This is a genomic window from Pseudochrobactrum sp. XF203, from assembly GCF_020341615.1.
Lineage (GTDB): Bacteria > Pseudomonadota > Alphaproteobacteria > Rhizobiales > Rhizobiaceae > Pseudochrobactrum > Pseudochrobactrum saccharolyticum.
This window is the reverse complement of the sequence record NZ_CP084392.1, coordinates 2191436-2203630: the sequence shown is the minus strand read 5'-3', so window position 1 is coordinate 2203630 and position 12195 is coordinate 2191436. Positions and strand designations below refer to the sequence as shown.

At 53.4% G+C, this 12195-nt stretch carries 9 protein-coding genes; 7 read left to right on the top strand and 2 right to left on the bottom strand.

All coding sequences use genetic code 11. The features are described 5' to 3' along the window. The first annotated feature begins 54 nt into the window (after positions 1-54). From ftsZ to LDL70_RS10010, 7 genes are all read left to right on the top strand, one after another. Positions 55-1818 carry a cell division protein FtsZ gene (gene ftsZ / locus LDL70_RS10040; protein WP_075656143.1) on the top strand — a complete coding sequence of 588 codons (1764 nt, stop codon included), beginning with the start codon at positions 55-57 and terminating at the stop codon, positions 1816-1818. 157 nt (positions 1819-1975) lie between these two features. Further along, positions 1976-2836: a UDP-3-O-acyl-N-acetylglucosamine deacetylase gene (gene lpxC, locus LDL70_RS10035; RefSeq protein WP_370637645.1), complete on the top strand. Its 861-nt coding sequence runs from the start codon at positions 1976-1978 to the stop codon at positions 2834-2836. Positions 2837-3221: 385 nt separating this feature from the next. Continuing rightward, the gene (locus tag LDL70_RS10030) at positions 3222-4058 is read left to right on the top strand and encodes an outer membrane protein assembly factor BamD (protein WP_225688489.1); all 837 of its coding nucleotides are present in this window, start codon (positions 3222-3224) and stop codon (positions 4056-4058) included. Between the two features lie 118 nt (positions 4059-4176). Then, positions 4177-5856, top strand: coding sequence for a DNA repair protein RecN (recN, locus tag LDL70_RS10025; RefSeq protein ID WP_022711376.1), 1680 nt, complete (start codon positions 4177-4179; stop codon positions 5854-5856). A gap of 70 nt (positions 5857-5926) precedes the next feature. Next, positions 5927-8080 carry an NAD-dependent DNA ligase LigA gene (ligA, locus tag LDL70_RS10020; RefSeq protein ID WP_225684967.1) on the top strand — a complete coding sequence of 718 codons (2154 nt, stop codon included), beginning with the start codon at positions 5927-5929 and terminating at the stop codon, positions 8078-8080. A gap of 165 nt (positions 8081-8245) precedes the next feature. After that, entirely contained in the window at positions 8246-9034 is a 789-nt protein-coding gene (locus tag LDL70_RS10015; protein WP_225688488.1) for an AzlC family ABC transporter permease, read from the top strand. Beyond that, positions 9034-9333: an AzlD family protein gene (locus LDL70_RS10010; protein ID WP_022711379.1), complete on the top strand. Its 300-nt coding sequence runs from the start codon at positions 9034-9036 to the stop codon at positions 9331-9333. Before LDL70_RS10015 ends, LDL70_RS10010 begins: the two co-directional genes overlap by 1 nt. A 53-nt stretch (positions 9334-9386) precedes the next feature. Here LDL70_RS10010 and LDL70_RS10005 read toward each other — a convergent pair whose 3' ends face one another. Next, entirely contained in the window at positions 9387-11210 is a 1824-nt protein-coding gene (locus LDL70_RS10005; RefSeq protein ID WP_225684966.1) for an aminopeptidase P family protein, read from the bottom strand. Positions 11211-11249: 39 nt separating this feature from the next. After that, positions 11250-12128: a 50S ribosomal protein L11 methyltransferase gene (locus LDL70_RS10000; protein WP_225684965.1), complete on the bottom strand. Its 879-nt coding sequence runs from the start codon at positions 12126-12128 to the stop codon at positions 11250-11252. Between the last annotated feature and the right edge of the window lie 67 nt (positions 12129-12195).

Genomic DNA, 12195 nt, shown 5'->3' with positions numbered 1-12195 from the left:
TCAGAATACGGCACCGCGGCGGCGAAGCGGTGAAAGGCAAAAGGAACGAAACTGATGACAATCAATCTGCAAAAGCCGGATATCACCGAGCTGAAGCCGCGCATCACCGTTTTCGGTGTGGGCGGGGGTGGCGGTAACGCTGTCAACAACATGATTAACGCCGGTTTGCGTGGCGTAAATTTTGTTGTGGCTAATACCGACGCCCAGGCTCTGACTATGTCCAAGTCTGAACGTATTATTCAGCTGGGTGCAGCTGTGACCGAAGGTCTGGGTGCAGGTTCGCAGCCGGAAGTCGGCCGCGCAGCCGCTGAAGAGTGCATTGATGAAATCATCGATCACCTGAACGGCACACATATGTGCTTTGTAACCGCCGGTATGGGCGGTGGTACAGGTACCGGTGCCGCGCCGGTTGTTGCCCGTGCAGCGCGCGAAAAAGGTATTCTGACCGTTGGTGTTGTCACCAAACCTTTCCACTTCGAAGGCCAGCGCCGCATGAAAACGGCTGATATGGGTATCGAAGAACTGCAGAAGAATGTCGATACTCTGATCGTCATTCCGAACCAGAACCTGTTCCGTATTGCCAATGACAAAACCACTTTTGCCGACGCTTTTGCGATGGCCGATCAGGTGCTGTATTCCGGTGTTGCCTGCATCACCGACCTGATGGTTAAAGAAGGTCTTATCAATCTTGATTTTGCTGACGTTCGCTCGGTTATGCGCGAAATGGGCAAGGCCATGATGGGCACCGGTGAAGCCTCCGGCGACGGTCGTGCGATTGCCGCTGCTGAAGCCGCTATTGCTAACCCGCTGCTGGATGAAACCTCCATGCGCGGTGCGCGCGGCCTGCTGATCTCGATCACAGGTGGCCGTGACATGACACTGTTTGAAGTTGACGAAGCTGCTACCCGTATCCGTGAAGAAGTCGATCAGGATGCTATGATCATTCTCGGCGCGACCTTCGATGAAGGTCTCGAAGGTGTGATCCGTGTTTCTGTCGTTGCTACCGGAATCGATAAGCAGATCGGAGACGCGGCGCCTGCGCCGCTGGAATTTCGCCAGCCAGCGAAACCAGTAGCTAAACCAGCTCCGCAGCCAGCCGCTCAGGCTCCTGTTCAGCAGCCTGTTGCTCAGGCTAAACCTGTTGAACATGCCGCTCCGGCTCAGCAGTCCCTGCATCTGGGTGAAGGTGAGCAGCGCTCCTATGCGCCGCCAGCCGCTACCAATGATGCTGCTTTCCAGCCGCAGAGCCGTATTTTTCAGGCACCTGCACCAGACATGATGGAAATGCGTCAGCAGCCAGCCGCTCCGCGCCCGCAGATGCAGGCTCCGGTTCAGCCGCAGATGCAGCAGCCAGCGCATAATCTGGCACCTCAGCCGCAGTTCCAGCCGCAGCAGCACATGGATCCGGCTCTGGCTCCGCAGCAGCCGCGTCAGGCTCCGCGTATGCCAAGCGTATCGGACTTTCCTCCGGCTGTTCAGGCGGAAATGAATGCCCGTCGCGCACCGGCTCCGCAGCCGGCACAGCAGGCACATGAAGAACGCGGCCCGCTTGGTCTGCTGCGTCGTCTGACTGCCAGCCTGTCCCGCCGTGATGACGAACAGCCGACTGCCCGTCTGGAACCGGCTCAGAAACGTGAAATGCCAGCCGCTCCGATGCAGGCTCGTGCTCCTGAACAGCGCCGTCCGCTGTCGCAGGATGCCTCGATCTATGCACCGCGCAACGGTCAGCTTGACAGTCAGGGTCGTGCACAGCCGCGCATGGCTTCTGAAGATGATCAGCTTGAAATTCCGGCGTTCCTTCGCCGTCAGGCCAACTGATCTGATAAAATACCTTTTGCTTAAATTTCACCGCGTTCTCATCAGGGACGCGGTGTTTTTTTGTTTTAAGGCTGGTGTTTTATCGGGAAACAAGATTGAGCCTTGAGGCTGTGCGTCCTATATGAAACTGGCAGATAAGACAGGAAACAGGATTGTTATGAAAACTATGCAGCAAACAATAGCCGGATCATTCCCGCTCTCGGGATTTGGTGTGCATGGCGGCAAACCTGTTACGCTGGATATCAGTCCGGCGCCTGTGAACCACGGTATTGTTTTTATTCGTCACAATAGTGAGGGGCGGCGTGAGAGCATTCCTGCATTGTCTGCCTCGCTTGGTTCGACAACGCTGAATACGTCCATCGGCTCTGCTGATTTCGGTGTCAGCACGATTGAACATCTGATGGCCGCGATTGCAGTGCTTGGCATTGATAATCTGACTATTGCAATTGACGGCCCTGAAGTGCCGATCCTCGGTGGCGGTTCGGCTGAGTTTATCAGTGCATTCCGCAAGGCCGGATTAGTGAAGCAGGATGCCCCGCGTCAGTATCTGACTATTTTGAAACCCGTGCGTGTGGAAGACGGACAGAACTGGGCAGAGTTTATACCGCATAACGGTACCCGCTATGAGGTGGAAATTGATTTTCCGGTAGCCTCAATCGGCCGCCAGTCTTTCAGTTTTGATCTTGATGCCGATGTCTTCGAGCATGAAATCGCTAAAGCGCGTACCTTCGGCTTCATGCGCGATGTAGAAAAACTGCGTTCAATGGGGTTGGCGCTTGGCTCGTCGCTGGAAAATTCGATTGCTATCGGCGATGAGGGTGAGGTGCTTAATCCTGACGGGCTGCACTATCCGGACGAATTCGTGCGTCATAAATTGCTGGATTCTGTCGGTGATCTGGCATTGGCAGGTCACCCGTTTCGTGGCCTGTTCCGCTCCTATCGCGGCGGTCATAAGCTGAACGCGCTTCTGGTAAAGGCATTGCTGGAAAAACCGGATCACTATCGGTTGGAAAGCTGAGTTTTTGTTATCTGAAGAACACAGCGCGCAACTATAAATGATAATCAGGACAAATTACTCAATGATTCTTTGAGAGTCTGTTCTGTCAGCCTTAATTGAGCCGCGAACACATGCAGTGTGATGGCGGTTTGTAAGAGATTTTGCTGTTTTATGACTGTACGGGTTGAAAAAGTCGTGTCTGGCAGGCATTGCAGTCTCGAAGCAGTGCGAATAAACTTGTATTAACATTGCCGATTGTTCTCAGCTATGGTTTATGAACCCTCTGACACAGGAATGATTTGCCCATGATTTGTGTTGCCGAAACACCGGAGACAGCATGACGATTTCTAAATTCCCAGATACTGCAGCCAATATTACTGGTGCTGAGGGTTCTCAAATTCGTAAAATGACCAAGGTGGCTATGGCGACTAGTGCTGTCGTGCTGACAATGGCGCTTGCAGGTTGTGCCTCCGGTGACAAAGATGTTGACCTGTCCAAATATGTCGAGAGCATTGATCCGGCTGACAAGCTTTATAATGAAGGTCTTGCCAATCTCGAAGCCGGACGTCTGGACGAAGCGTCGAAGAAATTCGCCGCTGTTGACCGTCAGCATCCTTACACAGAATATGCGCGTAAATCGCTGGTGATGTCCGCATTCACCAATTACCGCAAAGGTAATTATGAAGAAGCCATTTCAATGGCCAAGCGCTACAACACGCTTTATCCGACTTCGGATGAATCCGCTTATGCCTATTACATCATCGGCCTGAGCTATTTCCGTCAGATTCCGGATGTAACGCGCGATCAGGCGGCAAGCCGCCGTGCGATTGCTGCGATGCAGGAAGTTGTCGATCGTTTCCCGAAATCGGAATATGTTGAAGACGCCAAGACCAAGATCCGCTTTGCCCGCGACCAGCTCGCAGGTAAGGATATGCAGGTCGGCCGTTACTATCTTGAGCGCAAGGAATATCTCGGCGCGATCAAGCGTTTCCGCAATGTGGTTGAGGAATATTCCAACACCCGTCAGGTGGAAGAAGCGCTGGCTCGTCTGACCGAGGCTTATTTTGCACTGGGTCTGACCTCTGAAGCGCAGACTGCTGCTGCGGTTCTGGGTAAGAACTTCCCGGACAGCCCTTGGTATAAAGATTCCTATAAGCTCTTGCAGGGTGGTGGTCTTGAGCCGCGTGAAAACACTGGTTCGTGGCTTTCCAAAGCATCTTCGCTCATCACGGGCGGAGCATAATGCAGGCAGAGCGAGTTGTAGTTAAATGATAACTTCAACTCGCTCAGTCTTATTGTTTCCCCGCATTTATCGACGCCAAATGTGGTCATTTGACTGTAAAATGCTATAAAAGGCAGCCATGCTAGCGCAACTGTCGATCCGCGATATCGTCCTGATTGAGAAACTCGATATCGAGTTTCAAAAAGGGCTGTCTGTCCTCACCGGTGAGACCGGTGCGGGTAAATCTATTTTGCTCGACAGTTTGTCTCTGGCGCTTGGTGCTAGAGGCGATGCTTCCCTTGTGCGCCATGGCGCGGAGCAGGGGCAGGTGACGGCGGTGTTTGATGTCGGCATCAATCATCCCGCCCGTAATTTTCTCAAGGATAATGAAATCAATGATGACGGCGACATTATTCTGCGCCGTGTGCAGAATAGTGACGGCCGTTCGCGTGTTTTCATCAATGATCAGGCGGCAAGCGTTGGTTTGCTGCGCGAACTTGGCCGCCATCTGGTGGAAATTCATGGCCAGCATGATGACCGTGCGCTGATCGATACAGATTTGCATCGCACATTGCTGGATGCATTTGGCGGGCTGGACGGGCAGACTTTGCAGCTGCGTCGTTTGTATAAGCAATGGCGCGACAGTGAGAGTGCTCTGGTCAAGCATCGCGCTAAAGTGGAAGCCGCAGCGCGTGAGGCCGATTATCTGCGTGCCTCGGCTGAAGAGCTTGATAAGCTCAATCCGCAAGAAGACGAAGAAGATGAGCTTGCTGAAAAGCGCTCTATCATGATGAAGTCTGAGAAGATCGCGACCGATGTCAGTGAAGCCAATGATCTGCTGTCCGGTCATGAATCGCCGGTGCCGACTTTGGCTGCCTTGGTGCGCCGTCTTGAGCGCAAAATGCCGGAAGCACCGCATCTGCTGGAGCCGGTGATTAAAGCGATTGACGAGGCGCTGGATCGCCTAGGTGATGCGCAGAGCGGTATTGATACGGCAATGCGCGAGATTGATTTTGATCCGCGTGTGCTGGAGACAGTGGAAGAGCGTCTTTTTGCGCTGCGTGCAGCTTCGCGTAAATTCTCTGTGCCGGTGGCCAATCTGGCTGCATTGCGCGACAAGATGGATGCGGATTTGCAGGATCTGGATGCCGGTGCGGAAAAGCTGGAGCAGCTGGAGAAACAGGCTCAGGAAAATCGCCTAATTTATGACACGGCAGCGGCTGCATTGTCGGCAGAGCGCGCACAGGTTGCGCAGTCGCTGACGCAGGCTGTGATGCAGGAATTGCCGGCGCTGAAGCTGGAGCGTGCGGAATTTATCGTCAATATCGAAACCGATGCGGAAAACCGTAGTGCTGAAGGTATTGATGTTGTTGAATATTGGGTGCGTACCAATCCGGGAACACGCGCAGGGCCAATGATGAAAGTGGCCTCGGGCGGTGAATTGTCCCGTTTCCTGCTGGCGCTCAAGGTTGCTCTTGCTGATCGCGGTTCGGCACCAACACTGGTATTCGACGAAATTGATACGGGTGTGGGCGGTGCAGTGGCTGATGCGATTGGTCAGCGTCTTGCACGGCTGTCATCCAATGTGCAGGTGCTTTCTGTCACTCATGCGCCGCAGGTGGCCGCCCGTGCGACAACGCATTTCCTGATCGCCAAGGCGCAAGGGGAGAGCGAACAGATGCGTACCTCTATCCGCACGATGGAAGTCGCGGAGCGTCAAGAAGAAATAGCGCGTATGCTCGCCGGTGCCAGTGTGACTGATGAAGCCCGTGCTGCCGCAGAAAGATTGCTGCGGGAAAACGGCGCTCTGACTGCATAAAATTCACTCTTGAGCGTTTGATTTTCATCACCTGTGTTATATTGAATCCGTAAACGGAGACGGGTTGAATATGAGTGAAATCAGCGTTGAAAATTTGAGCGAAGAACAGGCCGCAGCTGAGCTTGAATTGCTGGCTAAAACCATCGCTGAGCATGATTTTCTCTATAATACGCAGGATGCGCCGACAATCTCTGATGCGGAATATGATGCTCTGCGTCGCCGCAATCAGGCAATTGAGCAACGTTTTCCGCATTTGATCCGCGAAGATTCGCCATCGCTGAAAGTCGGCGCGGCGGTTTCGGAGAAATTCTCCAAAATCACCCATAATGTGCCAATGCTGTCGCTGGATAATGCTTTCAGCGATGAGGATGTGAGTGAATTTGTCGGACGTATTTATCGCTTTCTCAAACTCTTTCCGGGCAGCCCGCTCGGTATAACTGCAGAGCCGAAGATTGATGGCTTGTCGCTCTCACTGCGTTATGAGCAGGGGCGTCTGGTGAGTGCTGCGACACGCGGCGATGGCTCTGTAGGCGAGAATGTTACCAATAATGCGCGCACGATTGCCGATATTCCGCAGGTGCTGAAAGGCGATGCGCCGGATGTGCTGGAAGTGCGCGGTGAAGTCTATATGAGCCATGCCGATTTTGCGGCGCTTAATGAAAAACAGGAAAAAGACGGTAAACCGGTTTTTGCCAATCCGCGCAATGCGGCAGCTGGATCGCTGCGCCAGCTGGACAGCAAAATCACCGCCAGCCGTGTGTTACGTTTTTTCGCCTATGCATGGGGTGAGGTGAGCGAAATGCCTGCCACTACGCAAATGGGCATGGTGGAAAAGTTCAAATCCTATGGTTTCACCATCAATCCGCTGATGCGCCGTTTTGAGAGCGTTCCGGAACTGGTTGCCCATTATCATGCGATTGAAGAGCAGCGTGCAACGCTGGGTTATGATATTGACGGTGTGGTCTATAAGATCGACGATCTGGCTTTGCAGCAGCGTCTTGGTTTTATTTCGCGCAGCCCGCGCTGGGCAATTGCGCATAAATTTCCGGCAGAGCGTGCTTTTACCATTCTCAAAGGCATTGATATTCAGGTCGGCCGTACCGGTGCGCTGACGCCTGTTGCGCGTCTGGAGCCGATCACGGTCGGAGGCGTGGTCGTGACCAATGCCACACTGCATAATGAAGACTATATTCGCGGCTTTGACCAGAAGGGCAATGCGTTGCGTGAGGGGCGTGATATCCGCGTCGGCGATACGGTGATTATTCAGCGTGCCGGTGATGTGATCCCGCAGATCGTGGATATTGTTGCAGATAAACGTCCTGCGGAGAGTGTTGCCTATGAATTCCCGCGTCTGTGCCCTGTCTGTGGCAGCCATACGGTGCGCGAAGAAGGTGAGGCGGTGCGCCGTTGCACCGGTGGTCTGATCTGCGAGGCGCAGGCAGTCGAGCGTATCCGCCATTTCGTTTCGCGTAATGCTTTTGACATTGAGGGCTTGGGGGAAAAGCAGGTTGAGTTCTTCTTCAATGCCGAAGATGAGAGTTTAAAAATCCGCACGCCTGCTGATATTTTCACGCTGGAAAAGCGGCAAGCTGCATCACCGCTGAAGAAGCTGGAGAATATTGAAGGTTTCGGTGCGACATCGGTGAAGAAACTCTATGCCGCGATTAATGAGCGGCGTGAGATTGCCCTGAGCCGTTTTCTGTTCGGGCTTGGTATCCGCCATGTCGGTGAGGTCAATGCCAAGAAACTGGCACGCGCCTTTGGTTCTTATGCCAAGCTGGCAGAAGTGGCGTTGGCCGCTCTGGTGCCGCAGGAAAAGAGCGACAAGGGCAATGATGCATGGCGCGAACTGACTGATGTGGAAGGTATTGGCACGATCGTCGCTGAGGCGATTGTGGATTTCTATCAGGAGCCACATAATACAGAAGTGCTTAGCGCATTGCTGGCAGAGGTAACACCGCTGGATGAAGTTCACGAAATCGTGAGCGGCTCTCCGGTTGCCGGTAAAACCATCGTTTTCACCGGATCGCTGGTGCGCATGTCGCGTGATGAAGCCAAGACCATGGCGGAGCGCTATGGCGCAAAAGCAGCGGGTTCGGTTTCAAAAAAGACAGATCTGGTGGTTGCAGGGCCGGGGGCAGGCTCAAAACTCACCAAAGCTGCGGAGCTGGGCATTGAGGTGATCGACGAAGATGCGTGGTTTACGCTCGTTGGTGCGGATTAAATATTACCTTTTATGACAGGGCAGGTGTGTCTGCCCTGCACTTGATTGGTTTTATGCATCAGCCTATTCATAACCAGTGTGGGAACGGAGAGCAGTTTTCTGCTTTAGTCCATTCCTCAAATGTAAACGCGGGCTTTAAGGCGCGTTTGAAAAATACTGGTAATGATGATGGATGGATGTAATCCAAAAATCCTGTCTGGTACCCAGACAGGTAAACTTGCACAATTCTGGGATGGTGCAAGACGCGGCGGGCCGGTTATGGCGGCGGTCGCGCCTTTTGGCATTTTGTTTGGTGTTGTTGCCGTTGATAACGGCCTGAATGTCAGTGAATCGGTATGGATGAGCGCGGCACTGTTTGCCGGTGCCAGCCAGCTGGTGGGCATGGAGCTGTTTGGCAAACATGTTGCACCATGGATGATCCTGCTGTCGATTTTCGCAGTGAATTTCCGCCATGTGTTGTATTCCGCAGGTACAGGACGGTTGATTAAGCATTTCACGCCTTTGCAGCAGATCGTGGCGTTCTTTTTCCTGACCGATGTTCAATATGCGGAAAGCGAAAAGCAGGCGGAGCAGAAAAAGCCCATTACCTTTGTCTGGTATATGGGGCTGGCCATTCCGCTTTATCTGTCATGGGTGATTGAAGCCTATATTGGTGCGACTTTCGGCGGGATGATCGGTGATCCGAAAGCCATCGGTCTTGATATGCTGTTGCCGATCTATTTCCTCGGGCTGGTGATGGGCTTTCGCTCCCGTACAAACTGGTTCCCGATTGTTGCGGCGAGTTCCGTGACTTCCGTTGCTGCTTATTTCTGGATCGGCTCGCCGTGGCATGTCACCGTTGGTGCAATCGGCGGTATTGTTATGGCTGTTGTGATTGCCAAGCCGCTGTCTGGCCGTGAAACCGTGATTACGCTGGATGATGAGCCGGTGAAAACTGTGAAGGACGTGCAGTAATGTCTTCAACTGTATGGATTATTTTTGGCGCGGCTGTGCTGACCTATATCACCCGTATCGGCGGACATCTCATTCTTTCGCAGTTTGAGCGTGTGCATTACCGCGTTGAGGCCGGCCTCAATGCCGTGCCTGCGGCAGTGCTGACAACGCTTGTTGCTCCGGCTGCTTTCAATGCGGGGTGGAAAGAGTTTCTGACCATGGTGCTCTGCACATTGGCGGCATTCCGCATCGGTATTATTCCGCTGTGTATTTTCGGCGGTGTGCTGATTGTGCTGCTGCGCCAATATATGCCTTTTTAAAATACAAAAAACCGGCGAAATCGCCGGTTTTTTTATGTCTGTATGGCAAAGCTTTACAGGGCTTCGGTCGCTGCAATCAGCCAGCTCTTTTCGTCTTCCGAGCAATGCGGCAGCAGCTTGTCGCGTGTCTGTGCATGATAGTCGTTGAGCCATGCCAGTTCATCCGCATTGAGCAATGAAACATCGATGAGGCGACGGTCAATCGGGCAGAAAGTCAGTGTTTCAAACTCATGCATTGCGATATCGCCGCCATCAATTGCTTGCGGCTCTTTGACGATAATCAGGTTTTCAATACGGATGCCGAATTCGCCCGGACGATAATAGCCCGGCTCATTGGACAGGATCATGCCGGTTTTGAGCTCCTGCGCACCGCGCTTGGAAATGCTCTGCGGCCCCTCATGCACAGCGAGATAAGAACCAACGCCGTGGCCGGTGCCATGCGCATAGTCATAGCCATGCTGCCAGAGTGCGGCACGGGCAAAGGCATCAATATCCTGACCGCGTGTGCCGACAGGAAAACGCAGGCGGGATAGCGCAATAACGCCTTTCAGCACCAGCGTGAAAGTCTTCTTCTCAAAAGCAGAGACATCACCAATCGCCACAGTACGGGTGATATCCGTGGTGCCGTCACGATATTGCGCACCGGAATCAATCAGATACAGCTCGCCATCTTTGAGCTTGCGGTTCGTATCTGTATTGACGCGGTAATGGATGATTGCTCCGTCAGACCCTGCACCGGAGATACTGTCAAAGGACAGATCTTCCAGTGGCTTCTGGAACATTTCGCCGACTGTGCGACGGCTTTCTTCCAGCTGCTGAGCGGCGCTGATTTCGTCCACGCTGCCGGCAGGCTGGCTGTCGAGCCATGAGAAGAACTTGACCATGGCCACGCCGTCACGCTCATGGGCGGCACGGGAGCCGTCCAGTTCGGCTTTGTTCTTCATGGCGCGGGGCAGGCGGGCAGGGTCGGTGCCTTCAATCACAGTGCCATTGGCCTGCGTGATAATCATGCGCAGCTTTTCCGCAGCCAGTGCAGGATCAAGCATGAAGCTTGCACCTTCACCTGCCAGCTGAGCCAGCGTGTTTTCCATCTGGTTTGGCGCAGTGATTTTGGTCAGCTGCGTCAGATAGGCTTCGGTTTCAATCGGCAGCTTGCGCTTATCGATAAACAGAATGTGCTGGCCGTCAGCCGCAATCAGTGCAAAGCTCAAAGGCAGCGGTGTATTGCTGACATCGCGGCCGCGAATATTAAACGCCCATGCGATGGAGGCGGGGTCTGTCAGAATAGTGGCTGAGGCACCGCTTTTCTCAACTGCTTCACTCAACAAGTTGAGCTTGGCGCGTGGCTCCTGACCGGCATATTGCAGTGGCTGAATTGTCACCGGCTCTAATGGCGCGGCAGGCTGGTCAGTCCAGACCAGATCAACCAGATTGTCCTGCACCGGTACGAGCTGGCCGCCCTGTGCCTCGAGTGCTGCTTTCAGTGCGCGGGTTTCTGCAATTGTGTGCAGCCAAGGATCAAAACCGATGACCAGACCTTTGCCGTTTTTCTCCAGCCATGAGGCAGGCGGATTGTCGACCAGACTTTCAATGTCGAACACGGCCGGATCGGTTTGGGTGCGCACCTGCAATGTGTAGCGTCCGTCAACAAAGACATAGGCTTTATTCTTCAGGATCAGCGCTGCACCGGCAGAACCGGTGAAGCCTGTCAGCCAGCCAAGGCGCTGAGCACGCAGCGGTACATATTCGCCCTGATGCTCATCGGCGCGTGGCACAAGAAAACCGTCCAACTGAAGACGGTTCAGTTCCTCGCGCAATTTGGCTACACGCGGCGCACCGGTTGCCGGATTGCTGCTGACTTCAAAGTTCTGAAACATGAGATTCTGATCCTGAAAAAGGTTAGACCCTCATTATAATCAGAGCTTTGGCTTGAGGTGAAGAGCAACCCAGCTTTCTTTGTAAATAGTTTTGTGATGCTCAATGCCTGCTGTTTCATAAGCTGCAATCACGCTGTCGCGTTGCGTTTCCAGAATGCCGGAGAGGATCAGCGACCCATTATCTTTCACATGGGCGCGCATCTCGCTTGCCAGTTCAATCAACGGATTGGCAAGAATATTGGCGACGATCAGATCAAATGGCGCACGTGCCTGCATTTCCGGATTGTCGAAGCCGGTGGCGGTGAGGGTAGAAACCCATTTATCCGCGCCGTTCTTCTCCACATTTTCCTGCGCCACATCGACCGCAACAGGATCAATATCGGTAGCCAGAACCGGAATATCGCGCAGTTTGGCAACGGCAATGGCCAGAACCGCACTGCCGGTGCCGAGATCCAGCACATTTTTCGGCTCTTCAAGTGCAACAATTTCTTCGATCATTTCAAGGCAGCTGGCGGTAGTGCCGTGATGGCCTGTACCAAAAGCAAGACCCGCGTCAATCTCAATGCCGATATCGCCGTCCTGCAGCTTGTCGCGGTCATGGGAGCCGTGAACGAAAAAACGACCGGCTCGAACAGGCTTCAGGCCTTCAAGGGAATGCAGAACCCAGTCAATATCCGGCAGTTCTTCCACGCCGATTTCTTCCGGTTTCAGACCCAGACAGGCGGCCATGCGCGGCAGGGCTTCATCGGCACCGGCTTTATCTTCGGTATAAAGCGAGATTTCATAAATCTGCTTGTCTTCATCAATTTCAGTATTGGCCAGCGGCAGACCGTCTTCTTCAAATACCGGTTCCAGCAGATCGAAAATCTGCTCAGCCTGATCTTTGTCCCGTGTGAGATATAAGCGGTACTGTGCCATGTGGGGTCTCTGAATTGGAGTTATAAAAAAACCCGCTTACCATGAAGCGGGTTTGATTGGGAGTGCT

What these genes read in the sequence shown, in the direction of transcription:
- ftsZ (WP_075656143.1), top strand. Translation starts at nt 55, where the DNA reads ATGACAATCAATCTGCAAAAGCCGGATATCACCGAGCTGAAGCCGCGC.
- ligA (WP_225684967.1), top strand. Translation starts at nt 5,927, where the DNA reads ATGAGTGAAATCAGCGTTGAAAATTTGAGCGAAGAACAGGCCGCAGCT.
- LDL70_RS10030 (WP_225688489.1), top strand. Translation starts at nt 3,222, where the DNA reads ATGACCAAGGTGGCTATGGCGACTAGTGCTGTCGTGCTGACAATGGCG.
- lpxC (WP_370637645.1), top strand. Translation starts at nt 1,976, where the DNA reads ATGAAAACTATGCAGCAAACAATAGCCGGATCATTCCCGCTCTCGGGA.
- recN (WP_022711376.1), top strand. Translation starts at nt 4,177, where the DNA reads ATGCTAGCGCAACTGTCGATCCGCGATATCGTCCTGATTGAGAAACTC.
- LDL70_RS10010 (WP_022711379.1), top strand. Translation starts at nt 9,034, where the DNA reads ATGTCTTCAACTGTATGGATTATTTTTGGCGCGGCTGTGCTGACCTAT.
- LDL70_RS10005 (WP_225684966.1), bottom strand. Translation starts at nt 11,210, where the DNA reads ATGTTTCAGAACTTTGAAGTCAGCAGCAATCCGGCAACCGGTGCGCCG.
- LDL70_RS10015 (WP_225688488.1), top strand. Translation starts at nt 8,246, where the DNA reads ATGATGGATGGATGTAATCCAAAAATCCTGTCTGGTACCCAGACAGGT.
- LDL70_RS10000 (WP_225684965.1), bottom strand. Translation starts at nt 12,128, where the DNA reads ATGGCACAGTACCGCTTATATCTCACACGGGACAAAGATCAGGCTGAG.